At 33.6% G+C, this 25,949-nt stretch carries 17 protein-coding genes; 10 read left to right on the top strand and 7 right to left on the bottom strand.

Features of this window, described 5'->3' with window-relative positions:
* Window positions 1-2: 2 nt before the first annotated feature.
* The 3 genes from ACSVH9_RS14580 to ACSVH9_RS14590 are packed head-to-tail and all read right to left on the bottom strand — an operon-like array spanning window position 3 to window position 2,144.
* Window positions 3-1,067, bottom strand: a complete 1,065-nt coding sequence (locus ACSVH9_RS14580) for a hypothetical protein (protein ID WP_438064344.1) — start codon at window positions 1,065-1,067, stop codon at window positions 3-5.
* Window positions 1,048-1,593, bottom strand: coding sequence for an anti-sigma factor (locus ACSVH9_RS14585; protein ID WP_438064345.1), 546 nt, complete (start codon window positions 1,591-1,593; stop codon window positions 1,048-1,050). Before ACSVH9_RS14585 ends, ACSVH9_RS14580 begins: the two co-directional genes overlap by 20 nt.
* Complete coding sequence (locus ACSVH9_RS14590) at window positions 1,590-2,144, bottom strand: RNA polymerase sigma factor (protein ID WP_438064346.1); 555 nt, start codon at window positions 2,142-2,144, stop codon at window positions 1,590-1,592. The genes ACSVH9_RS14585 and ACSVH9_RS14590 overlap by 4 nt, the downstream gene beginning before the upstream one ends.
* A gap of 452 nt (window positions 2,145-2,596) precedes the next feature.
* Between ACSVH9_RS14590 and lon the strand changes: the two genes are divergently transcribed.
* The 4 genes from lon to ACSVH9_RS14610 all read left to right on the top strand — a co-directional run bounded on the left by lon (window position 2,597) and on the right by ACSVH9_RS14610 (window position 8,436).
* On the top strand, window positions 2,597-5,050 hold the full coding sequence (lon, locus tag ACSVH9_RS14595; protein ID WP_438064347.1) for an endopeptidase La: 2,454 nt from the start codon (window positions 2,597-2,599) through the stop codon (window positions 5,048-5,050).
* Between the two features lie 143 nt (window positions 5,051-5,193).
* Window positions 5,194-6,219, top strand: a complete 1,026-nt coding sequence (gene porQ / locus ACSVH9_RS14600) for a type IX secretion system protein PorQ (RefSeq protein ID WP_438064348.1) — start codon at window positions 5,194-5,196, stop codon at window positions 6,217-6,219.
* A 75-nt stretch (window positions 6,220-6,294) separates the two neighbouring features.
* Entirely contained in the window at window positions 6,295-6,990 is a 696-nt protein-coding gene (cmk, locus tag ACSVH9_RS14605) for a (d)CMP kinase (protein ID WP_438064349.1), read from the top strand.
* A gap of 69 nt (window positions 6,991-7,059) precedes the next feature.
* On the top strand, window positions 7,060-8,436 hold the full coding sequence (locus ACSVH9_RS14610; RefSeq protein WP_438064350.1) for a nucleoside permease: 1,377 nt from the start codon (window positions 7,060-7,062) through the stop codon (window positions 8,434-8,436).
* A gap of 185 nt (window positions 8,437-8,621) precedes the next feature.
* Here ACSVH9_RS14610 and clpB read toward each other — a convergent pair whose 3' ends face one another.
* Window positions 8,622-11,228, bottom strand: coding sequence for an ATP-dependent chaperone ClpB (gene clpB, locus ACSVH9_RS14615; RefSeq protein WP_438064351.1), 2,607 nt, complete (start codon window positions 11,226-11,228; stop codon window positions 8,622-8,624).
* A gap of 152 nt (window positions 11,229-11,380) precedes the next feature.
* Between clpB and ytxJ the strand changes: the two genes are divergently transcribed.
* The gene (gene ytxJ / locus ACSVH9_RS14620) at window positions 11,381-11,770 is read left to right on the top strand and encodes a bacillithiol system redox-active protein YtxJ (RefSeq protein WP_438064352.1); all 390 of its coding nucleotides are present in this window, start codon (window positions 11,381-11,383) and stop codon (window positions 11,768-11,770) included.
* A gap of 78 nt (window positions 11,771-11,848) precedes the next feature.
* Here ytxJ and ACSVH9_RS14625 read toward each other — a convergent pair whose 3' ends face one another.
* The 3 genes from ACSVH9_RS14625 to ACSVH9_RS14635 form a co-directional block, all read right to left on the bottom strand.
* The gene (locus ACSVH9_RS14625; protein WP_438064353.1) at window positions 11,849-13,288 is read right to left on the bottom strand and encodes an MFS transporter; all 1,440 of its coding nucleotides are present in this window, start codon (window positions 13,286-13,288) and stop codon (window positions 11,849-11,851) included.
* 171 nt (window positions 13,289-13,459) lie between these two features.
* Window positions 13,460-14,167 carry a LytR/AlgR family response regulator transcription factor gene (locus tag ACSVH9_RS14630; RefSeq protein WP_438064354.1) on the bottom strand — a complete coding sequence of 236 codons (708 nt, stop codon included), beginning with the start codon at window positions 14,165-14,167 and terminating at the stop codon, window positions 13,460-13,462.
* Window positions 14,157-15,209, bottom strand: coding sequence for a sensor histidine kinase (locus ACSVH9_RS14635; protein ID WP_438064355.1), 1,053 nt, complete (start codon window positions 15,207-15,209; stop codon window positions 14,157-14,159). The genes ACSVH9_RS14630 and ACSVH9_RS14635 overlap by 11 nt, the downstream gene beginning before the upstream one ends.
* A gap of 283 nt (window positions 15,210-15,492) precedes the next feature.
* Here ACSVH9_RS14635 and ACSVH9_RS14640 point away from each other — a divergent pair, with 283 nt between their 5' ends.
* The 5 genes from ACSVH9_RS14640 to ACSVH9_RS14660 all read left to right on the top strand — a co-directional run bounded on the left by ACSVH9_RS14640 (window position 15,493) and on the right by ACSVH9_RS14660 (window position 25,935).
* Window positions 15,493-18,519, top strand: coding sequence for a SusC/RagA family TonB-linked outer membrane protein (locus ACSVH9_RS14640; protein WP_438064356.1), 3,027 nt, complete (start codon window positions 15,493-15,495; stop codon window positions 18,517-18,519).
* Window positions 18,520-18,529: 10 nt separating this feature from the next.
* On the top strand, window positions 18,530-20,110 hold the full coding sequence (locus ACSVH9_RS14645) for a RagB/SusD family nutrient uptake outer membrane protein (RefSeq protein ID WP_438064357.1): 1,581 nt from the start codon (window positions 18,530-18,532) through the stop codon (window positions 20,108-20,110).
* Between the two features lie 438 nt (window positions 20,111-20,548).
* Window positions 20,549-22,486: a glucosamine-6-phosphate deaminase gene (nagB, locus tag ACSVH9_RS14650; RefSeq protein ID WP_438064358.1), complete on the top strand. Its 1,938-nt coding sequence runs from the start codon at window positions 20,549-20,551 to the stop codon at window positions 22,484-22,486.
* Window positions 22,487-22,583: 97 nt separating this feature from the next.
* On the top strand, window positions 22,584-24,656 hold the full coding sequence (locus ACSVH9_RS14655) for a beta-N-acetylhexosaminidase (protein ID WP_438064359.1): 2,073 nt from the start codon (window positions 22,584-22,586) through the stop codon (window positions 24,654-24,656).
* Window positions 24,657-24,846: 190 nt separating this feature from the next.
* Window positions 24,847-25,935: a glycoside hydrolase family 18 protein gene (locus ACSVH9_RS14660; protein WP_438064360.1), complete on the top strand. Its 1,089-nt coding sequence runs from the start codon at window positions 24,847-24,849 to the stop codon at window positions 25,933-25,935.
* Window positions 25,936-25,949: the final 14 nt, after the last annotated feature.

Here is a 25,949-nt window from a genome sequence, read left to right on the forward strand (position 1 = left end):
AGTTATAGTTTTTTAGTTAAGGCAACATTTCCGTAATCTGATGTAATTACTACACTATTCACTCCTTTTTTCTTGTAGTAACCATTAAAGTTTTTGGTGTAATTGGTTTCGGCTTTATTTAAAAACTCAAAATCACTATCATATTTAAAATCAGCATATCGAAGCGTTACGTCAAAATCGAAAGCATAATTGGGGCTAAAACCTACTTTTACTCCAGTATATCCAGCATTAATTGCAATCGAATTGGCTTTGGCTTGTACTAATCCAACATCTACACTGCTGTATTTGGTTTGTAATTTGAGTTGGTTGTTTAACGTTCCTACTTTTATGGTCAAATAGTTCCCAATTCCATCAAGCGAATTCACTTCTTTGATTTTTACAGTACCGTATTTACTGGTGTATTTTACATCGCCTGCATCACCAATTGCGGTGTCTGTGTAGTCAGAAATTAAATCTATTTTCGAGAGGGCATCAATACTAAGCCCAGAATAACGACCAGTGATATTTCCATTTTTTAAATAAGAAATGCTGGAGTTGGAGCAGTATTCTATGGTGATGTTGTTTTTGTTACTATTCAATCTTCCCATCGTAATTTTTCCATATTTACAAAGAATATTGGTAGGAGCATTCAAATCGGTAGTGGAAATATTCCCGTATTTGTTATCTATCGTTACCCCACCATTTTTTGGAATCTTAATAACATAATTAATCTCAAAACTGTTATTTCTTCCTTTTGAGCGATAATTGTTGTTTTCGATTTGCGTTTTTGCAGTAACTAGTGATTTTAGTCCAATAATGTCAACTGTTATGTCGTTTAAACGTTGATTAACCCAGTTTTCGCTATCACCACTTACTTTTATTAAAATATCTAGCTCAATTTTGTCTTCATCCCAAGTGGTTACGAATACCGTCCCGTATGAATTGGTGATGTTAATACCAGCATCAGCGTTTACAATAAATGCTTTCTTAATATTTTTTTGTTTTGTGATTATTGCATCATCATTCGCAAAACCAATAATTGGTGAAAGCAGCAATACAATAATTGTTTTATAAAGTTTTTTCATCATTCCGAATATTAAGTTGTTCTGTTGTTTCAATTTGATTTAATACATTTTGCAGAAATGAAATTCGAGTTTGCAAATTGCTAATCATCGCATAAATAATTTGCTTATTTTCTCCATTTCTAGCAATCTCTTTAATGATTTTTTGATAATCATTATCCAAAACCTTCATTTGCTGTAAGGCATCAGCAATAATTTTTTGATTCTGAGGAGATTCTTTTTCCTTGAGTTTGTTCAATTCATTTTTAATAAGAACATTAAAAATAGAATCCGTTTGTTTGGTTTCTTTTGAAGCAAAAGTGAGCTTGTTCGTTTTTGCCTCAGGTTTGAAAAAGAAAGACAAACTAAACATCACTACCAAAGTCGCTGCAATAGCAATCGTTGTGTATAAATTTCGTTTTCTATTCTTAATAGATTTTGTATTCAGTTTGTCAATAAATCGATTTTCGTGATTTTTGGGTAATTCAACAACATCCCAATCTGAATCGAATTTTGCAAATAATTGGTCTAATTTTTCCTCTTCATTTCTCATATTTCGCATAATTTATTTCTTAAACTTTCTTTGGCTCTACTCAAAGTTGTTCTACAATTCGCGTAGCTTATTTTTAGGATTTCGCTTATTTCTTCTTGGTCGTAACCTTCAATATAAAACAAAGTCAAAACCGTACTGTAACTACTTTTCAACGACTGAATAGCATTCAAAACTTCTTTTACTTTTATTTCATCAAAGTTGATAACTTCAGTAAATTCAGCTTCTTTATCTTCAATTTTGTAAAGATTTTTCTCGAAATCATCTGACTTTAATTTGTTGTTCTTTTTACAAAAATCAATACTATAATTAATAACGATTCGTTTTAACCAAGCACCAAAAGCAACTTCTTTTTTATAAGAATCTATTTTTGTAAACGCTTTCAAAAAACTCTCTTGCATCACATCTTCAGCAAAATGCTCATCTTTTACAATTCGAAAAGCCACATTATACATTGCTTTACAATACCTATTGTAGACTTCAAATTGAGCCTTTTGGTTTTGTTGTTGGCAAAGTGTTACCAATTCTTCGATATGTGATTGTTGATATGACAAGTAGCTAGTAATCGTTTTAATGAAAGACGTTCCTTTTTTTGCAGTGTTACAGTTTTTGAAAAAAAAATATTTAAAGGTATCAAAATAAAGCTATTTAGGACGAAAAGCTTTATTTTCAATTTCGTTCTTTTCTTTTGGAGCAGAAAGATTTGGCTTTTTTGTAAACATAGTCCCGCTGTTCGTTCTATCTTTGCTTTTATAAAGAAAAAAAGCAAAGGATGCCACTACCATCGGGGCTAGCAGTTAGTATTGTTTTTCTTTTGCTGGCAAACTGTAAAATATACCTTTACCTTTTTCGTTTTAAAAGCTCTGGCACAAAGATTGTCTTTGCTAGTGTGAATAATACAACGCCAAACGGCATAAGTATTGAATTCCAGATAAATAAAAAGTATAAATCATTAACTTTGCATTGAATGATTTTTCATTTAATGACAAAATGACTTAATAACGATATGTCAAATCACAAAATACTTACAATTGACAACTTGTCACTTCAAGAATTTGATTCCGAATCAGATTTAATTCCACTTTTAACTCCCGAGGATGAAGAGGAAATGAACAACGAAATATTGCCAGAGACATTACCAATTTTGCCTTTGCGCAACACCGTTTTGTTTCCTGGAGTAGTGATTCCAATTTCTGCAGGAAGAGATAAATCCATCAAATTAATCAATGATGCCAATGCTTCAGGAAAAGTAATTGGAGTAGTGGCTCAAATCAACGAAGCCGACGAAGACCCTTCTAAAAACGATATCAACAAAATTGGTACTGTTGCCAAAATTTTACGTGTTTTAAAAATGCCTGACGGTAATGTTACCGTAATTCTACAAGGTAAAAAGCGTTTCGAAATCGACGAAGTTGTAGCTGAAGAACCTTATCTAACAGCAACTATCAAAGAAGTTTCAGAAAAAAGACCTCGAAAAAACGATACTGAATTCTCTGCAATTATTGATTCTATCAAAGAATTAGCGATTAAGATTATTCAAGAAAGTCCAAATATTCCAACCGAAGCTACTTTTGCAATTAAAAACATCGAAAGCCAGTCGTTTTTGGTGAATTTCGTTTCGTCTAATATGAATCTTTCTGTAAAAGAAAAACAAGATTTATTAGCCATTAATGGTTTAAAGGAGCGTGCATTAGAAACTTTGCGATTTATGAATGTAGAATTGCAAAAGTTAGAATTGAAAAATGACATTCAATCCAAAGTTCGTTTTGACCTTGACCAGCAACAAAGAGAATATTTCTTGCATCAACAGATGAAAACCATCCAAGAAGAATTGGGAGGCGTTTCTCAAGAGGAAGAAATGGACGAAATGAGTCAAAAAGCCAAAACCAAAAAATGGGACGAAAAAACGCAACAACACTTCGAAAAAGAGTTGTCTAAAATGCGTAGAATGAATCCTCAAGCTCCAGATTTTGGTATTCAAAGAAACTATTTAGAAATGTTTTTAGACCTTCCTTGGGGAGAGTTTTCAAAAGACAATTTTGATTTAAAACACGCTCAAAAAGTTTTAGACAAAGACCATTTTGGATTAGAGGAAGTAAAAAAACGAATGATAGAGCATTTAGCAGTTCTTAAACTAAGAAATGATATGAAGTCTCCAATTATTTGTTTAACTGGACCTCCGGGTGTTGGAAAAACTTCAATTGGGCGTTCGGTTGCAGAAGCTTTAGGAAGAGAATATGTTCGCATTTCGTTGGGTGGTTTACGTGACGAAGCAGAAATTCGTGGTCACAGAAAAACCTATATTGGGGCAATGCCTGGACGAATCATTCAAAGTTTGAAAAAAGCAGGTACATCTAATCCAGTTTTTGTTTTAGATGAAATCGATAAATTGTCAAGTAGTCATAACGGAGATCCTTCTTCGGCTTTGTTAGAGGTTTTGGACCCTGAACAGAACAATGCTTTTTATGATAATTTCCTAGAAATGGGGTATGATTTGTCTAAAGTAATGTTTATTGCTACTTCGAATAATATGTCGGCTATTCAACCTGCATTACGTGACCGTATGGAGGTGATAAAAATGTCGGGATACACAATTGAAGAAAAAGTTGAAATTGCCAAAAAGCATTTATTTGCTAAACAACTTGAGGCTCACGGTTTGACTTCTAAAGATTTGACTATTGGAAAAAAACAACTAGAAAAAATCATTGAAGGTTACACTAGAGAATCTGGTGTGCGTGGTTTGGAGAATAAAATTGCTCAAATTGTTCGAAATGCCGCGAAATCTGTTGCAATGGAGGAGGAGTACAACAAAAAAGTAACAGACGAAGACATCGTAAAAGTATTAGGTGTTCCAAGATTGGAGCGTGATAAATACGAAAGCAATGATGTAGCAGGAGTAGTTACTGGTCTGGCTTGGACAAGTGTTGGCGGTGATATTTTATTTATAGAATCATTGATTTCTCCAGGTAAAGGAAGTATGACGATTACTGGGAATTTAGGTAATGTGATGAAAGAATCGGCTACGATTGCTTTAGAATACATCAAAGCTAACGCTGAGTTGTTGGGACTAAATCCTGAAATCATTTCTAAATATAACATTCACTTGCACGTTCCTGAAGGAGCTACGCCAAAAGACGGTCCAAGTGCGGGTATTGCAATGTTGACTTCTTTGGTATCCCTGTTTACGCAAAAGCGAGTGAAGAAAAACTTAGCGATGACTGGCGAAATTACTTTACGTGGAAAAGTATTGCCTGTTGGCGGAATCAAAGAAAAAATATTAGCTGCTAAAAGAGCGAATATCAAAGAAATCATCCTTTGTCACGAAAATAAAAGTGATATTGATGAAATTAAATCGGAGTATTTAGAAGGACTTACGTTTCATTATGTGAAAGAAATGAGTGAAGTTTTAGCTATCGCTATTACAAATCAAAAAGTGAAAAATGCCAAAGATTTAAAATAAAACAAAGGTTTATTGTTATTCCAAATTCCAGCTGTTTATCAAGTTCGGAATTTGGAATTTCTTTTTTATACGGAAAAGCATTTTTTTATTGGATATAATTTTATCTTCGTTTTATCGTTCTAGTTAATCAAAAAAACACCGTCTTGAGGGTATTCAAAAAGTTTTTAGTTGTACTCATAATTTTACTTTGTTTGCCAGTTTTTGGGCAAATAGGAGGAAGATATACCTATCAGTTTTTGAATTTGGTTACTTCTCCACGTCAAGCTGCTTTGGGTGGAAAAACAGTAACGATTTATGACGAAGATGTCAATCAAGCGCATTTTAATCCAGCTTCGATTAATCCAGAAATGCATAATCAATTGGCACTAAATTACGGAAGTTATTTAGGGGAAGTCAGTTATGGTACAGCGTCCTATGCGTACACTTATGATAGGCATTTACAAACTTTTCAAGCAGGAATCAATTATATCAATTATGGTAAATTTGAAGGCTATGACGAAAATGGTCAAGCAACCAACTCTTTTACCGGTAGCGAAGTAGCGGTTTCTTTGGGATACGCTTATAATATTCCTTTTACAAGTTTACATATTGGCGCCAATGCCAAAGTAATCTCATCTGTTTTAGAAAACTATAATTCATTAGGTGGCGCATTGGATATAGGTGCGGTTTATGTTGATGAACGCAACGATGTGAACTGGGCTTTGGTGATAAGAAATATAGGGACACAATTCACTACCTATTCAGGAGTCCGTGAAAAATTACCATTAGAAGTACTACTTGGTGTTTCGCAAGAATTAGACAATGTTCCCATTCGTTGGCATTTGACATTAGAAAATTTGCAACAATGGAATGTTGGTTTTTCAAATCCAGTTCGTGGGGAAACATCTATTGACGGAAAGCAGACCGATGAAAAAGTTTCTTTTGTAAATAATGCGTTGCGCCACGTTATTTTTGGCGTAGAATTGTTCCCGAAAAGGGCTTTTAACGTAAGACTTGGCTATAATTTTAGACGTGGAGAAGAATTACGTGTAGTAGATAAACGTCATTTTTCTGGGATTTCTGTTGGTTTTGGCTTAAAAATGAATAGATTGAAATTCAATTATTCCTACTCTCGATATACCTTGGCGGCAAACACAAGTTTGTTTGGTTTGACGTTGAACTTGCAATAAGAGTTTGTTAACTTTGTCCATTATTAAAAATCAGCAATTTTCTCATTGGGAGGATTGCAAAAAATCGCCTTCATTTTGAATACTAAAATCACTATCGCTATTGACGGATTCTCGTCTACAGGTAAAAGCACTTTAGCAAAACAATTAGCTAAACATTTAGGATATATTTATGTAGATACAGGAGCAATGTACCGAGCTGTTGCATATTTTGCTATGCAAAAAGGATTTATTACTTCATCAACTTTTGATAAATCTGCGTTGATAGCAGCGCTTCCTACTATTCAATTGTCTTTTGAATTCAATGAAACATTAGGCTTTGCTGAAATGTATTTGAACAATGAAAATGTAGAAACTCAAATCAGAACTATTGAAGTGTCTAATTATGTGAGTAAAGTAGCCGAGGTTTCAGAAGTGAGAGCAAAATTGGTTGAGCAACAACAAGAAATGGGAAAAAATAAAGGAATCGTTATGGACGGGCGTGATATTGGAACCGTAGTTTTTCCTGAAGCGGAACTTAAAATTTTTATGACTGCAAGCGCTGCAACTCGTGCCCAAAGACGTTTTGCTGAGTTGCAACAAAAAGGAGACGAAGTAAGCTATGAAGAAGTGCTTAAAAATGTTGAAGAACGCGATTATATTGACACACATAGAGCCGATTCACCACTTGTAATCGCTGATGATGCAATAGAAATTGATAATTCTGAACTTAATAAAGCAGAACAATTTACCATTGTTTTAGATTTAGTAAATGAAGTGATTAAAGCCATCTAAGTTTTGTAAATCTCTTTTTAAAATAGTAGATTTACCGCTTACTTATATTTACTACTTCAATTCAACAATATGGGAATTAAAATTAGATTGATTATAATGAGTTTTCTTCAATTTTTTGTTTGGGGAGCTTGGCTCATTACTATTGCCAATTTTTGGTTTGGCACAAAAAGCTGGGACGGAACACAATTTGGATTAGTCTTCAGTACAATGGGAATCGCCTCATTGTTTATGCCAACGCTTACAGGTATTCTTGCAGACCGTTGGGTGAATGCTGAAAAACTTTATGGTATTTTGCATATTTTATACGCTCTAGTTTTATTCTATTTACCTCAAATTACTACTCCTGATAACTTTATTTATGTGATGCTTTTGGCGATGTGTTGTTATATGCCAACCATTGCTTTGAGTAATTCAATTTCATATAATGCTTTAAAACTAAACAATTGTGATGTTGTTAAAGATTTTCCACCGATTCGTGTTTTTGGAACCATTGGTTTTATTGTTGCGATGTGGATTACCAATTTAACAGGGAATAAAGCATCGGCTTACCAGTTTTATATTGCGGGAGTTGCTGCCATTGGATTGGGATTGTATGCTTTTTCATTACCAAAATGCAAACCACAGAATTTAACCAAAGAAAACGCTTCTTTTATGGAGCTAATGGGATTAGAGTCATTTAAATTGTTTGCCAATTATAAAATGGCTTTGTTTTTTATATTTTCAATGTTTTTGGGAGCAGCCTTACAGCTAACCAATGCTTATGGTGATGTGTTCTTGGATGAATTCAAGCATTTTCCAAAATATGCCGATTCTTTTGTGGTAAAGTATTCCACCATCATTATGTCGATTTCTCAAATATCTGAAACCTTGTTTATTTTAGCTATTCCATTTTTTTTAAAGCGTTTTGGAATCAAACAAGTAATGTTGATTAGTATGTTGGCTTGGGTATTGCGATTTGGTTTGTTTGCTTTTGGTGACCCAGTGAATGGATTGTGGATGATTATTTTATCGTGTGTAGTATACGGAATGGCTTTTGACTTCTTTAACATCTCAGGTTCATTGTTTGTTGAAACCAATACGGATTCTAAGAATCGTTCTTCTGCACAAGGTTTGTTTATGATGATGACTAATGGTATTGGGGCTATTTTAGGAAGTTTTACGTCGGGTTGGGCTATTGACCAGTTTTTTACTAAATCATTTACAAGTACTACAGATTTAGCTGGTTTTTTACAAACTGAAGTAACTAATCCTAAAATGATGGAGTTCATTAGCGCTCAAGGTAAAAAAGTAGCGGCTGATGGTTTGTTAGATTCTGCTTTATTGATGAAAGATTGGCATCAAATATGGCTAGCTTTCGCTATTTATTCTTTGATTATTGCTGTGGCTTTTGCGGTCTTATTCAAACATGAACATCATCCAAAAGAAGTTGAGAATTTAAATCATTAAAAAGCGCTTCTCGATAGATTTTGATAATTGTTTTCTTCTATTGATGAAATGTTCTATTCTTTAACAAAATGTCCCAAAAAGAACTTAGCTTTTTGGGGCATTTTTTTGCAACATACTTACTTTTAAAGAAGCAACCCTTTCAGATTTTTGAGTTCTAAAAGGGTTGTTTTCAAATAAATTAGAAATTAACTAACTAATTCACTTTGATTTCTAAAAACTAATTTACCATCAAAAGCATCAATTAAAATGATGCTATCAGCAGTAATTTTTCCTGATAGAATCTCCTTTGAAAGTTCATTGAGAACTTCACGTTGAATAACACGTTTTACAGGTCTTGCTCCAAATTGTGGGTCATATCCTTTTTCGGACAAGTAAACAATTGCTTCCGGAGTAGCGTCCATAACAATCCCTTGTTGTGCTAACATTTTAGTCACTGATTTTAATTGAAAACTTACAATTTGTGCAATATTTGCACTTGTTAATGGCGTGAACATTACAATTTCATCAATTCGATTGATAAATTCAGGACGGACTGTTTGTTTTAACAAACCTAACACTTCAATTTTGGCGGCTTCTGTGGCTGCATCAATACTTCCTTTTAAGTTTTCAAATTTATCTTGAATGATTTGACTACCCATATTTGAGGTCATGATAATAATTGTGTTTTTAAAATCAGCCAAACGCCCTTTGTTGTCAGTCAATCGACCTTCGTCTAACACTTGAAGTAGAATGTTGAATGTATCTGGATGAGCTTTTTCAATTTCGTCTAACAAAATAACTGAATAGGGTTTTCTACGAACAGCTTCTGTCAATTGTCCACCTTCGTCATATCCTACATAGCCTGGAGGCGCTCCCACTAATCTGCTCACGCTATGACGTTCCTGGTATTCACTCATATCAATTCTAGTCATGGCATTTTCATCATCGAATAAATACTCAGCTAAAGCTTTTGCTAATTCTGTTTTTCCTACTCCTGTAGTTCCCAAAAAGAGAAAAGTACCTACGGGTTTTTTCATATCCTGAAGTCCTGCTCGGCTTCTGCGAACTGCATCACTTACAGCTTCAATAGCTTCTTCTTGTCCAACAACTCTTTTGTGTAATTCATCTTCGAGTTTTAAAAGTTTTTCTCTTTCACCTTGGAGCATTTTTACAACGGGTATGCCTGTCCATTTTGCAACAACTTCTGCAATATCTTCGCGAGTTACTTCTTCTTTAATTAATGAAGTTCCTCCAGATTGATTCTCTTGCAATTGATGCGTAAGTTCGGATAATTTCTCTTGTGCTTCTTTAATTTTTCCATATCTAATTTCTGCAACTTTGCCATAATCACCTTCTCGTTCAGCACGTTCGGCTTCGTATTTAAAGTTTTCGATTTCAGTTTTTGTAAATTGAATACTATCTACAATGTCTTTTTCAGATTTCCATTTGGCAAAAATTTCGTTTCGTTCATCTTTTAGATTGGCTAAATCCAATCCCAAAACTTTTAGTTTGCTCTCATCTTTTTCTCTTTTAATTGCTTCAATTTCAATTTCAAGTTGCATTATTTTACGGTCCAAAACATCAAGTTCTTCTGGCTTAGAATTAATTTCCATACGTAGTTTAGAAGCAGCTTCGTCCATTAAATCAATAGCTTTATCTGGTAAAAAACGATTGGTAATGTATCGTTGTGATAGTTCTACTGATGCTATAATTGCTTCATCCTTAATTTGTACTTGATGGTGCGTTTCATATTTTTCTTTAATACCTCTCAGGATAGAAATAGCACTCTCCGTATCGGGTTCTTCAACCATTACTTTCTGAAAACGTCGTTCTAATGCTTTGTCTTTTTCAAAATATTTTTGGTATTCGTCTAAAGTCGTGGCTCCAATAGCGCGAAGTTCTCCACGTGCTAATGCAGGTTTTAAAATATTAGCGGCATCCATTGCTCCTTCGCCACCTCCAGCACCTACAAGAGTATGAATTTCGTCGATAAATAAAACGATATCACCTTCAGAAGATATCACTTCTTTGACCACAGATTTTAGACGTTCTTCAAATTCACCTTTATATTTAGCACCTGCTATTAAAGCACCCATGTCAAGTGAGAAAATGATTTTATCTTTTAAATTCTCTGGGACGTCACCTGCAACAATTCGATGTGCAAGACCTTCGGCAATAGCAGTTTTACCTACACCAGGTTCTCCTACGAGCATAGGATTGTTTTTGGTTCTTCTTGTTAAAATTTGAAGTACGCGACGTATTTCCTCATCACGACCAATAACAGGGTCGAGTTTGCTGTTTCTGGCTAAATCATTTAGGTTTTTTGCATACTTATTCAAAGAATTATAGGTTTCTTCTGCAGAAGCAGAGGTTACTCTTTCACCTTTTCGTAATTCATCAATTGCAGCTTTTAAGTTTTTTTCAGTTACTCCTTGGTCTTTTAAAATTTGCGCTACTTTACTTTTTGTGTTAAAAATTGCAATTAGTAAATGTTCTATTGCAACGAATTCATCATTCATTTTCTTAGCAATAATTTCAGCCTCGTTGAGTGCGGTGTTGGCACTTCTAGACAATTGAATTTCACCTCCAGAAACTTTTGGGAAATTCTTTATAACGCTATCCAATAATTGAAGAAATAGCGGAACGTTTACTTGTAGTTTTTTTAAAATAAATGGTGCTACATTTTCATCAACTTCAAAAATTGCTTTGAAGATGTGCTCATTTTCTATTTGTTGTTGCCCTAGACTTTGCACCAGTTGTTGTGAGTGCTGAATTGCCTCTTGGGATTTGATTGTAAATTTATTACTATTCATGATTGGTAGATTTGATGATTAATAACTATTTATTAGCTAATTTTGTTGAGTAGACGTCAAATGGTATTCCAATATAAAATCAACGACATTTTGACCTATTTTTAATTAATTTTCAAAATATTTAACGACAAAAAGTCATAAAAAGAGACAATATGAGCCTATTTAATTCCATTTTTGGTAGTTCTGATGAAAAAAAAGAAAAGCTTAGCGGCGTCAATTGGATTCCATTGCAATTGATGGGGCAATTGGATGAAATAATTGCTTTATCAAATGAAAAACCAGTTCTAATCTTTAAGCATAGCACACGTTGTAGTATTAGTAGGTTTGCATTAAAGCAATTTGAAAATGAATTTGATTTGCATAACCAAATCGATCCTTATTTTCTGGACCTGTTGGAGTTCAGGGATATTTCAAATGAAATTGCAAGTCGCTTTGGAATTATACATCAATCACCACAACTTCTTTTTATTAAAGAAGGGAAGGTAGTCTATGATGCCTCTCATAGCGATATTCAAGCAGATGAATTGAAGAAGTACATTTAGCTTTAAATTGTATAATCCTCAAAAAAAAATCTCATTCAGCAAAGAATGAGATTTTTTTTGAAAAATTTAATAGACAAATTAATGTCCTCCAGCTATTTTTTTATCGAAATCAATACCTTGGGCTCTAAGGATTCCGCTTACTCTCCAAGCATAAAAAGCTAAGTAAGCAAAACATAGAATTCCAACAATATAACTTTCTTGTATTCCGATTCCTTCAGCTACTTTACCTTGTAACACACTGATAAAACCACCACCCATAATCATCATAATCAAGAAACTACTTCCTTGGCTAGTGTTTTTTCCAAGTCCACTTACTGCTAATGTAAAGATACAAGGCCATAAGGTGCTACAAAATAAACCAACACTTGTGAAAGCGTAAACACTTACCATTCCACTTGTTGTCATTCCTATTCCTGTCGCTATGATTCCAAGCGTTGAAAAAATTAATAACATTCTAGCTGGGTTTCCTTTACTAGCCATATCAGCAGCAATTAAAACCAAAATTACTAATCCGTAAACGTAAAAAGGAGTTAAGTCGTGTTTTGCAATTGCGTTAACTCCTAAAAACACACCAAAAGCTAGGTATGGAGCAATAAATCGCAATATTTTTTGCCAACTCATATTGTCAGTGAAAGCTTCAACCGCTCCTGTCCAACGACCAATCATCAAACTCGCCCAATATAAAGAGATATATGGTGCTACATCTTTCGTTAAAAAGCCTAATTTACTTTCCATATAAGCTGGTAAGTTACTTGCTGTAGAAACTTCGACACCTACATACAAGAAAATAGCAATCATACCCATTACTAACTGAGGGTATTGTAAAGCTGATTTTTTTGCAGGAACTCCATCGTGAGCTTCTGTTTCTTCAACCAAAGCTGGTTTGTCTGGTAAAGATGAAAATTTAAGAAGTATTGCCACTAATAAAAAGGCAACTCCTAGCACTAAATAAGGAATTTTTACACTTTCTATGCTTGCACTTGTATTGGCATTTGCACTTGAACCAAAAATGGCAAAACTAACAATAAGCGGCCCTATTGTTGTACCGAAATTGTTTATACCTCCCGCTAAAGTAAGACGTTGTGAGCCTGTTGAAATTGGACCTAAAGCAATCGCAAGTGGATTGGCAACAGTTTGTTGCAATGAAAAACCTAAACCAACAATAAAAAGACCTGCAAGCATTAAAGGGAAAGAACCTGTATTTGCTGCTGGATAAAATAGAAGTGTACCTAAAGCAGAGATTAATAGTCCTAATGATAAACCATTTTTATAGCCGATTTTGTTTACTAAATCTTCTTTAATCGCTAGGGAAATTCCCATATAGATTAATGAACCTACGGTGTAAGCAATATAAAATGCAAAAGCAACTAATTGGCTTTCGCCTTGTGATAAATTAAATGCGGTTTTAAAAACAGGGATTAGAATGTCATTACTTGCAGCGACAAACCCCCAAAAAAAGAAGACAGTTACTAGGGGAATAAATTGCCCCCAATTGGTTTTTAAATTTTCAGAATTCATAATTTAAATTTAATTAATAGGTTAGTAAAATAATTGTTGCTGCAATACCGTAAATGTATTTCTTAACTAACAGATAAAAAAATTATTTCGATGAAAAATCGTTACTTTTAAACCAACAGCCTGTTTTTTTCTACAAAATGCTAATTTTCTATTTTAAATATGAGAGGGAATTTAATCTAAAATCTTACTCTTCACTTCTTTACTATAATTTCTGCCAATTGGTAATGTATAGGAAGTAATTTGTATTCTATTTCCTTCAATAGTTTTTACTTTATCTAAGGCTATAGTGAAGGATTTGTGAATACGAATAAAACGTTCTTCAGGGAGTTCTTCAGTCAATGAAGAAAGGGATTTGTGTGTAATATAAGTTTTTTCTGGAGTTACTACTTTAATGTATTCTTTCATTCCCTCAATAAAAAGAATTTCATCAATGTTAATCTTAACCATTTTCTTATCGACTTTGATAAAAATGTGGGGTTCAACACGGTGATTATCTTGTTTTGAAATCATTCGGTTTTGAAACTCACCAGTTATTTTCGAAATACATTTTATAAAACGTGGTAATGGTATTGGTTTAACTAAGTAATCTAAAACGTCTAAATCATAACTTTCAGCAGCAAATTCTCTAAAGGCAGTGGTGATTATAATTTTGGTATTCGATTTGTTTTTGTACAATTGAATCAATTCAAAACCCGACATTAAAGGCATATTAATGTCAAGAAATAAGGCATCTACTGTATTGTTGTTCAAAAAGTCAAGTGCCTCAATAGAATTATTAAAAGTAGCAATGATTTCAAACTCGGGAAAATTTTGAAAATAGTTTAATAAGACTTTAATCGCTAATGGTTCATCATCAATCAATACACACTTAATCTTCATTGCTTATAGGGATTTGTAAACGAATTATGTAGAAATTAAACTTGACTTGATGGCTTAATTGATAATCGTTTTTAAATATTAAATTCAATCTTTCTTTGGTATTGGTTAACCCAATACCTTTTTTTGATTTTTCATGTTGTGAAAGTACAAAATTATTTATTATTTCAAAATCAAGAGTATTTTGAGAGCTAACTTTGCAATTGATTTTAATTTTTAAGTCCTTATTGTTGATTCCTCCGTGTTTGAAAGCATTTTCAATCAAAGAAATTAATAATAATGGAGGAACACTTACTTGGTCAATGTTGGATTCGAGATTAATAAACACTGTTGCGTTTTCAAAACGTAATTTTTCTATTTCGATATAATTGTGAATATAGTCTAGTTCTTTTATCAAAGGAACAAATTTAGTGCCTTCAATTTTATAAAGAACATACTCCATCAAATGCGATAATTTTATAATTACATTGGGAACTTTATCAGATGCTTCAAGAGAAAGGGCATACAGGTTATTTAAGGTATTAAAGAAAAAGTGGGGTTGAATTTGATTTTTCAAATACTCTAGCTTGATTTTGTATTGGTTTTCTCTTAATATTCTGTTTCTCTCTCGTTCTCTAAGCCAAGTTAGTGTTAGGTATACAGATGATGCCATAGCTAAGACATATAGTTCTCCTATACAAACAGCTAGAATATGATTGATTTCGAACGGTTGATAATCTCTGTTGGCTTCTGGCCAAATATTTTTTGAAATTAAAAAATAAGTCAACCCCGTTTTTAAAATATAAATACAACCTAAACTAATTAAGAGTGCTAAAGTATAGAGTGAGTATTTTGATTTCAAAACCAATCTTGGAACCAATACGAATAGATTGAAGTATACTAATGGAATGTGCAAAGCAAATTCTATTAGGTTAGATTTAAACGAATACTCATAATCATTAAAGTAGGCTCCCCAACGCAGAAAATTTAATAAAAAGTACAATCCCCAAAACCAAAAATGATTCTGGATTTTGATATCGAAATTCATGTCTTTTATTTTACTCATACAAATTTATGGTTGGAAAGTATTATGATGATTACTTTTGTCATTTTTTATTTGAACATGCAACTTTAATCATTTTGTCAATAAAAACAAGCTTTTTCGAGTAAAAAAGGAAGTAAAAATAGAAAAGCTAATAAATTACAAAACAAGAAAACGTTTTCGCAAAACATATTATTGAACAAAAGATGTCGTTCGTTTAAAAAAAGTTACTGTTGGTATAATTTATTTTTTTTAACAAACCCTTAAGGATAAGTTTACATCATAACTAACAAATACATTTAAAAAAATGAAACAAATTTTATTAATCGTTATGATTATTTTTGCTTCGCAACTCTCATTTGCGCAAGTAAAAACGCTCAAAGGAACGGTAGTTGATGCCAGTGGTGCACCAATTCCTTCTGCAAATGTACAAGTGCAAGGAGAGTCCAAAGGAACCACTACCGATTTTGATGGTAGTTTTGCTATCCAAGTAAGTGTAGGTAAGACTTTAGTAATTTCTTATTTAGGTTACGAATCTAAATCGGTGGTAGTAGGTGATGAAGATACTATTAAAGTAATCTTAAAAAGTGGTTCTACAACTGCATTAAGTGAAGTAGTAGTAACTTCATTAGGTATTAAGAAAACTAGAAAATCGATTACTTATGCCGCTCAAGAGTTAAAAGGCGAAGAATTTACAAGAGTAAAAGATGCTAACATTATTAATACTGTAGCTGGTAAAATTGCTGGTGTTGCTGTAACTAGAAGTTCTGGTGGTACTGGAGGTTCTACTAAAGTAGTTATTCGTGGTAACTCTTCTGTAAGCAACAACCAACCATTATATGTTATTGATGGTATTCCATTGTACAATGGTACTTCAGGACAACCAAATAATGCTTTTGGTGATACTGCTGGAGGTAACCGTGATGGTGGCGACGTAGTTTCTTTAATTAACCCTGATGATTATGAAGGAATGACTGTATTGAAAGGTGCAGCGGCTTCTGTATTGTATGGTTCACAAGGAGCAAATGGTGTTGTGTTGTTGTCAACTAAAAAAGCTAAACAAGGAAAATCACAATTAAAAGCTTCTTCTGTAACAACTTTTGAGTCTGCGGCATTTTTGCCAAAATTCCAAAGTGATTATGCAGCTGTTGCTGGTGGTGAGGAAACTTGGGGAGCAAAACAAAAAGTTAACGATCACGTAAAAGGTTTTTTTGAAACTGGAAGTACTCAAATTTCTTCCGTGAACTTTACTACAGCTTCTGATGTAGCTTCGACTTCATTGTCTTATGCAAATACAACAGCATCTGGGATTATTCCTGGAAATGGTTTGAAACAAAACAACTTTGGTTTCCGTCAATCTGGTAAATTGTTTGATAAGTTAACTGTTGCAGCTAATGCAAACTACACAACAAGAACAGTAAACAATAGACCTGTGAATGGTTTGTACTTTAACCCATTGACAGGTGTTTACTTAATGCCAAGAGGGAATGATTTTAACGATTACAAAAAGAATTTTGAAGTATTTGATCCAGTTAGAAACATGTATGTTCAAAATTGGATGACCGATAGAGATATCATGCAAAATCCTTTTTGGGGAATCAACAGAAATCAATCAGAAGATACTAATCAATTTTTCAATGGTAATTTAGCTTTAGATTATAAAGCTACGGATTGGTTGTCTATTGCAGCTAGATATAGTTATAATAGAATTGAAAGCGGATTTACAAAAGAAATTTTCGCAACTACTCAAGGAACGCTATCTCATATCAATGGTAGATATATTGATGTAAACAACCTAAGTACTCAACGTTACGGTGATTTGATTGCTACTATCAATACAAAATTCAATGATGATTTTACTTTTAATGCTAACATTGGTACAAGTATAACCAATACTATGGCAAACAAAAGAACGACATTAGATTCTGGAATTGGTGGAGGTTTGCAAATCGCTAACTGGTTTACCTTAGGAAACTTTGTAAATAATGCCTTGAATTTACAAACAGTTGACTCAAGAAAAGAAGTACAATCTGTTTTTGCGGCTACAACTTTAGGTTACAAAGAGATGTTATTCTTAGACTTAGCTGCTAGAAATGACTGGTCATCAACATTGGCAAATACTGATAATACAGGGTTTTTCTATCCATCTGTTGGGGTAACAGCTATTCTTAGCGAAATGGTAAAAATGCCAGATTTTATTAATTACGGTAAAGTTCGTGCAACTTATGCTCAAGTAGGTAATGATATTTTTCCTTTCGTAACATCACCAACTTATGGTTTTACAGCTGAAGGTAATAAGCCAGCAACAGTAGCTCCACAACCAGGAACTTCTTTACGTCCTGAATTAAAATCTGAGATTGAAATTGGTACAGAGTGGAGAATGTTTGACAGCCGTTTAGGTTTTGAATTGTCTTACTACGATTCTAAAACAAAAAACCAATACTTGCAAGTTTTGGCTCCGCCAACAAATGCACAAGGAGTTAAATATTACGGAATTAATGCAGGAAGTATTTCTAATAAAGGATTTGAAGCTGTAGTTACTGGAAAAATCATAAAAGGAGATAAATTCTCTTGGGATGCAACCGTTAACTATTCTAAAAACACAAATAGAGTAGAAGAAATTCCTGCCGAATTAGGAGGAAAAGTAATTTTGACAGAAGCTGGAGTGAATAACTACAGATATGTTTTACAACAAGGAAGACCTTTTGGTGTGATTGAAGGTGTTAACATTAAAAAAGATGCACAAGGTAGAGTACTATTAAATGCTGACGGAACCATTCAAAAAACAGAATTTGAAGAAGTAGGAAACGCTAATCCTGATTTTATGTTAGGTTTTTCTAACTCATTCAAAGTTGGTTCTTTCTTTGCAAATGTGTTGATTGATGCAAGATTTGGTGGTGAAGTAATGAGTTTGACAGAAGCTACAAACGATGAGTTTGGTGTTTCAAGAGCTACAGGAGATGCTAGAAATGCAGGTGGTGTTACTATTAATGCGGTTTATCCAAACGGAACAGCTTATTCAGGTAAATATCCTGCAGAAAGTTATTACAAACAAGTTGGTGGTAGAGCAGGAGCAACAGGAGAATATGTATATGATGCTACAAATGTAAGTTTAAGAGAGGTTTCTATTGGATATACTTTCAATACTAAGAAATTACCATTTTTACAATCTGCAAGCTTGTCTTTAATTGCTAGAAACTTAGGATTTATCTACAAAGATGCTCCTTTTGATCCAAACATTTCATTAAGTACTGGTGAAGGTTTACAAGGGATAGATGTTTATGGAATGCCATCTACAAGAAGTATCGGTCTTAACTTAAACGTAACTTTCTAATTAAAAAAACATGAAACTAAATACAATTAAAAAAACAGCTATTTGTGTTTCCTTACTCGCAGCAGTAAGTTGCACAAGCAATTTTGAGGAAATAAATACCAACCCGACTGGTATTACTGAAGCGCAATATGAACAAGATTTTAACAACATAAAAGGAGCCTTTGCTCCTATGTTCAATAACATTATTGTTTTGACTCCAGAATGGAAATACCAAGTTCAACAAGGTCTCCAGGGAGATATTTGGTCTGGTTATATGGCAACAGGAACTGCCTTTAGAGGAGGAACAAACAATACTACATATGACTTAGTAGATGGTTGGAATGGTTTTGCTTGGGGTGCTGCTTACGGTGATGTAATGTACAATGCTTACTCAGTAGAGCAAAAAGCCAAAGGAAAATATGATCAATTTTATGCTTTAGCTTTGATTTTGAAAGTAGAGGGAATGCATAGAGTTACGGATACCTATGGTCCTATTGTATATTCAAAATTTGGAACAACAGATAAAACAATTGAATACGATTCTCAAGAAGAAGTATACAATTTGATGTTCAAAGAATTGGATTTTGCAGTTACTGATTTGACGAAAAGAGTAGATGCGGGAGAAGCTTCAACTTTTACCACTACAGATTTATCTGGATACAAAGGAGATTACAAGAAATGGGTAAAGTTTGCTAACTCTTTGCGTTTGCGTCTAGCTATGCGTATTGTAAAGAAAAATCCAACTTTGGCTAAAGCTGAAGCAGAGAAAGCATTGGCACATAAATTCGGTGTGATGACTACAAATGATGATATTTTCAAAGTAGTTTCACCAAACTTTACTAATCCAATAGCAACTATTAGTGGTGCTTGGGGTGATATCAGAATGTCAGCAGATATGGAGTCAATTATGGGAGGATATGAAGATCCAAGGCTTCCAGTTTACTTCAAAACATCTGCACAATTTCCTGGTCAATTCAAAGGTGTTAGAACAGGTATCGAGATTGCAGCCAAAGCGGATCACGTAGATTTTTCTGAAATTGGACCAATAGTTAATTCTAAAGAAATTGTATTAATGACAACCGCCGAAGTTTATTTATTAAGAGCTGAAGGAGCATTAAGAGGATGGAATATGGGAGGAACAGCTCAAAGTTTGTATGAATTAGGAATCACAAACTCTTTTGCTCAACATGGAGTTTCTGGTGTAGCTTCTTACATTGCTGATAATACTAAAACAGCCAAAGATTATGTGGATCCAAATTTCCCAGTAAATAATGGAGCTGCACTAAATACAGTAACTGTTGCTTGGGACGCAGCTGCTTCTAATGAAGTGAAATTGCAAAAAATTATCACTCAAAAATGGATTGCTGGTTTCCCAGAAGGACAAGAAGCATGGTCTGAGTACAGAAGAACAGGTTATCCAAAATTGTTACCGGTGCTTAAAAACACTAGTGGAGGAAAAATATCTACTCCTTTAGGTGTACGTAGAGTAAACTTCGTACAATCTGAAAAAGATGGTAATGCTGGTGGTGTTGCTACTGGTGTAGCAAAATTAGGTGGGCCTGATACAGGTGGAACAAGATTGTGGTGGGATACTACAGGACCTAACTTTTAGTTTTTATAAAAAAGGGAATAAGTAATGTAAGAGTTACTTATTCCTTTTTATTACAAATTGCATAATTTATATTTTGCTGTAACATATAAGTTATGCAATTTTTTCTTCCTTTTTTGGTAGGGTTAAGAAGAAGTAGAAAAACAAATTTATGGTACATAAATACTGTATTTTCTCAAATATGCATACCAGAAACGCACTTTATTGACTAAATAATGTCGTTGGTATATAAACTCTGACCGTTTGTTTTTTTTATTTTTTTGCCACAAATAATACGCCTACATTTGAGGTATATTTAAAATTAGAGGAGTATTTTTAAGATATAAATCAAAATATATCAGTAAATTAAATGTAAAAAATACTCAACCCCTTTTTTAAATATTTCAACCAATTATTTAGCAAAAAACCAAAAGAACTTATAGAATTAAAAATAATAGTACAATGAAAAATGCTTTAGAGATAAAACCGGATATTAGTTACAAAAGTGCTGGTAAATTTGAAGAAACTAGATTTGAAAAAATTCATAACGAAATTTTTAAAAATTCAGTTGAAGCCTCAAAAATTGTAGCCGAAGAAATTGCCACTTTGATCAGAATCAAACAAGAAGAAAACAAAAACTGTGTTTTAGGTCTTGCAACAGGTTCTTCACCAATAAAAGTATACGAAGAGTTGGTTCGTATGCATAAAGAAGAAGGCTTAAGCTTTAAAAATGTGATTACTTTTAACTTGGATGAATACTATCCAATGAATAAAGAAAGCAAGCAGAGCTATCATTATTTTATGCATCAACATCTTTTCAATCATATTGATATTCATCCAGATAATGTACATATTCCAGACGGAACAGTGGCAATCGATGAATTGAATCAATATTGTATTGATTATGAAATGAACATTAAAAATGCAGGAGGTCTTGATTTTCAACTGTTAGGGATTGGACGTACAGGTCACGTTGGTTTCAATGAACCTGGATCACATATCAATTCAGGAACAAGAATAATAACTTTGGACCATATCACTAGAGTAGATGCATCTTCTGATTTTAACGGAATTGCAAATGTTCCAAAACGTGCAATTACAATGGGAGTTTCAACCATTATGCGTTCTAAACGTATCGTTTTATTGGCATGGGGGCAAAATAAAGCGGACGTAATAAAAAGAACCATTCAAGGTGAGATTAGTTCAGAAGTACCTGCGACTTTTTTGCAAAATCATCCTAACGCAACATTTGTTTTGGATCAATCGGCTGCTTCTGCACTAACTCGTTTTGAAACGCCTTGGTTAGTAGGGGAGTGTATTTGGAATCAAGAACTAAAAAGTAAAGCGATTGTTTGGTTGTGCCAAAAAACAAATCAGTCTATTTTAAAACTTACCGATAGAGATTACAACAACAACGGTATGTCTGACTTGTTAGCGCAAGAAGGTTCTGCTTATGATTTGAATATAAACATGTTCAATGTGTTGCAGCATACCATTACTGGTTGGCCTGGAGGAAAACCAAATGCTGATGACGCACACCGACCTGAAAGAGCTAATCCAGCTAAAAAGAGAGTGATTTTATTTAGCCCTCATCCTGATGATGATGTGATTTCTATGGGAGGTACTTTCGCTAAATTAATCAAACAAGGACATGAAGTTCATGTAGTGTATCAAACGTCTGGAAATATAGCGGTAACTGATGATGAGGCCTTAAAATTTGCCGAAGTATGTAATGATTTTGTTGGTGAAGATAGCAGTAAAATCAACTTCCAAGCCGTAATTGATTTCTTAAAAAACAAGAATGACAATCAAATCGATTCTTTAGAAGTTAGAAAATTAAAAGGATTAATTAGAAGAAGAGAGTCGTATGCTGCAGTACGTTACATCGGTTTAAAAGATGAAAATGTTCACTTCTTGGATTTGCCTTTTTATGAAACAGGTCAAGTAAAGAAAAACCCTCTTGGAACAGAAGATATTGAAATTGTAGCTGATATCATCGCTAAAATTAAACCACATCAAGTTTTTGCAGCAGGGGATTTAGCAGATCCACACGGAACTCACGAAGTATGTTTGAATGCCATTTTTGCCGCTTTAAAACAATTAAAAGGCAAACCTTACATGAAAGATTGTTGGTTGTGGTTATACAGAGGTGCTTGGCACGAATGGGATTTACACGAAATTGATATGGCTGTTCCATTAAGCCCTGACGAAGTGTTGTTAAAACGACAAGCGATTTTATTTCACCAATCTCAAAAAGATCGCGTGATGTTCCAAGGTAATGACTCAAGAGAATTTTGGGTACGCGCTGAAGACCGCAATAAAAATACAGCCAAATTATACGATGACTTAGGTTTGGCAGAATATGAAGCCATCGAGGCATTTAAACGATTTGACTATTAAGAATTAAAAATCCATTCGGTTGTGTATTCGGCCGAATGGTTCTTCTCAACATTAGGATTAACCACCTGATGGAAGATTTTATATACCAAAACCACTTATGAAATACCTTTTTATACTGTTTTTTATAACATTATCGACCACTGCTCAAGTCAGTAAAGAGTCTTTAAATTTAATGCCTTGGCCGCAAAAAATTGAATTAAAGTCTGGAAATTTTGCTTTAAATTCATCTTTTAAAGTAAATGTTACTGGGCAACCTAATTCGAGAATTTTTGTAGCAGCTTCTAACTTTTTGAGACGATTGGATGGTAGAACAGGGTTGTTTTTTAAGCAAGGTTTTGTAACTGCAACCAATGAATTTCCTAATGCACAATTGCAAATTAATTGTGTAAAATCAGGCAAAATTGGTTTGTATGAAGATGAAAGTTATCAATTGATTATTGAATCAAATACTATTGCAATCAATGCTTCCTCAGATTTAGGAGCGATGCATGCATTGGAAACTCTTTTGCAATTGCTTCAAAATAATGCTACTTCTTTCTATTTTCCTAACGTAACCATCACAGATATGCCTCGTTTTACTTGGCGTGGACTAATGATTGATGCTGCAAGACATTTTCAACCTGTTGATGTTATTAAAAGAAACTTAGATGCTATGGCTGCTATGAAAATGAATGTTTTTCATTGGCATTTGGTAGACGATCAAGGTTGGAGAATAGAAATGAAAAAGCATAAAGTGCTTACAGATAAAGCTTCTGATGGTCTATTTTACACTCGAGAAGAAATTAAAGGTATCGTAAAATATGCTGCTGATAGAGGTATTTTGATTGTACCTGAAATTGATGTTCCAGGTCATGCTTCTGCAATTTTGACTGCTTTTCCAGAAATAGGAAGTAAAGTTGTTACGATAAATAAAGGCTCTTCTGAAACTACCCAGAAAGCATCTGGTCTAGTAACTTATACCTTAGAAAGAAATGCAGGTATTTTTACACCAACATTAGATCCTTCTAATCCAAGAACGTACCAGTTGTTGAATGAAATTTTTGATGAAGTTTGCCCATTGTTTCCTGGGAAATATTTCCACATTGGTGGTGATGAAAACGAAGGTAAAGATTGGGATGCTAATCCTAAGATTCAGGAATTTATGAAAAAAAATAAGTTAGCCAACAATCATGAATTGCAAACTTATTTTACAATGCAGTTAATTCCAATGTTAAAAAAGCATCAAAAAGAATTGATGGGTTGGGAAGAAATTATGACTAAGAATATGTCTAAGGAGGCGATAATTCATTCGTGGAAAGGACCAAACGAAGGTGTAGCAGCTGGTAGTTCATTGATAGCTGCGGCAACAAATGGTTATAAAACAGTTTTGTCCAATGGTTTTTATGTGGACTTGGTTCAAGGAGTTGAGAATCATTATTTGAATGATCCAATGCCTAAAAATACTTCACTTTCATCAGAAGAAAAAGCTAGAATTTTAGGTGGAGAAGCTACAATGTGGAGCGAATTAGTTACTCCCGAGACAATTGATTCTAGAATTTGGCCAAGAACTGCAGCTATTGCTGAAAGACTTTGGTCTGATGCTAGTGTAACTGATTTGGCAAGTATGCGAAAAAGATTGAAAACAATTTCATTTCGATTGGAAGAATTAGGAATTACGCATATTCGCAATAAAGAAGTGGTGTTGAGAAATATTAGTAACAATCAAAATACAACTGCTTTACAAACATTTTCAGCAGTTTGTGAACCTTTGAAAATTTATTCTCGTAATGCGGGCGGTACTGAATATCAAATGTATTCTCCTTTTACTTTGTTTGCTGATGCTTGTACTCCAGATGCTGAAGATGCATTGGTTTTTAATGGATTGGTTGAAGAATTTGTAAAGAACAAAGAGGTGAAGTCAGAGAAAGAGATTGCTTTATTTTTGAACAAATGGATACAAAATCATAAAGAATTAGAGGTATTAAGTCAAAATGCGCCATTGGTACAACCTCTTTTACCTTTATCCAAAGCATTGCAAGACATTTCAGAACAATTGCTTTATAAGTTGCAAAAGAATTCTAGTTATAACGCTGGTACAGCGAAAGAGTTATTAGAAAAATGCAACTCCAAAGCACACGCAGATGTTGAATTGGCGGTTTATTTAGGATTAAAAAAAATGGTAGAATTATAATTATTCGTTCAATTATTAATAGTGTTTAGTTTGATTAAGTTTGGTTTATTTAGTTTCTATTAATACTTGAATTGGTGTTAATTTCTTTTCAATTTGGTTATTGTTTTTTGAGAAATTAATTTAGAAAACCTGGTAGTTTTACCAGGTTTTTTTGTAAATAGTAGTGTCTTTAATTTAAATTAAAATATCGATGAAAGATTGTAAATTTTTGATTATTTTCCTTTTGTTTTCTTTTTTTGCTGTGGCACAAAGGCATAAAGATTTTTCTGTTATTGGCTACTATACAGGCGATGATAAGCAAATCGATACTTATGATGTTAAAAAATTAACTCATATTATTTATAGTTTTTGTCATTTAAAAGGAGGAAAGTTAAATGTAGATACAGCTAAAGACACAGCAGCTATAAAGCATTTGGTTTCTCTAAAATCAATAAACCCAAAACTAAAAGTGATGTTGTCTCTAGGAGGTTGGGGAGGTTGCGAACCTTGCTCTGAGGGTTTTGATTCAGCTGAGAAAATTGCTGTTTTTGCCAAATCTGTACAGGAAGTAAATGCCTATTTTAAATGCGATGGATTAGATTTAGATTGGGAATACCCTACAATCGAAGGTTTTCCAGGGCATAAATTTCAACCCCAAGATAAGTCTAATTTTACGGCTCTTGTAGTTGCATTACGTGAAGCTTTAGGTCCCAAAAACCAATTGAGTTTTGCCGCAGGAGGGTTTATGAAGTACCTGAAAGAAGCTGTAGATTGGAAAGCGATTATTCCGTTGGTAGATAGAGTAAATATTATGAGCTATGATTTAGTAAACGGCTATGCCGTCGTAACAGGTCACCATACGCCTTTATATAGTTCTAGAATAGAAGACGAATCAACAAACAAAGCTGTTGACTACCTTTTAAAGTTGGGTTTACCAGCTAAAAAACTTGTTATTGGGGCGGCTTTTTATACTCGTATTTGGAAAGATGTCGCTTCTATCAATAACGGTTTGTATCAATCAGGTGCCGCTACAAACGGAATAGATTTTAAAGATTTTGATACCAAATTGACCAAGGATAAAGGTTGGAACTATTTCTGGGATGAAAAAGCACAAGCTCCTTATTGGTACAACGAAAAAGAGCAATTGTTTGCTACTGGCGATGACCTTAAATCAGTAGGAGTTAAAACAAGATATGCTATCAAGAAGAAGCTTGGAGGCATCATGTTTTGGGAATTGATATTGGATAAAAACCAAAACGGAATGGTGGATGCAATTGATAAAGTAAAACAAGTCAATTAAGTAACTCGAGATTG

Source organism: Flavobacterium sp. RSSB_23 (assembly GCF_051547145.1).
Classification (GTDB): domain Bacteria; phylum Bacteroidota; class Bacteroidia; order Flavobacteriales; family Flavobacteriaceae; genus Flavobacterium.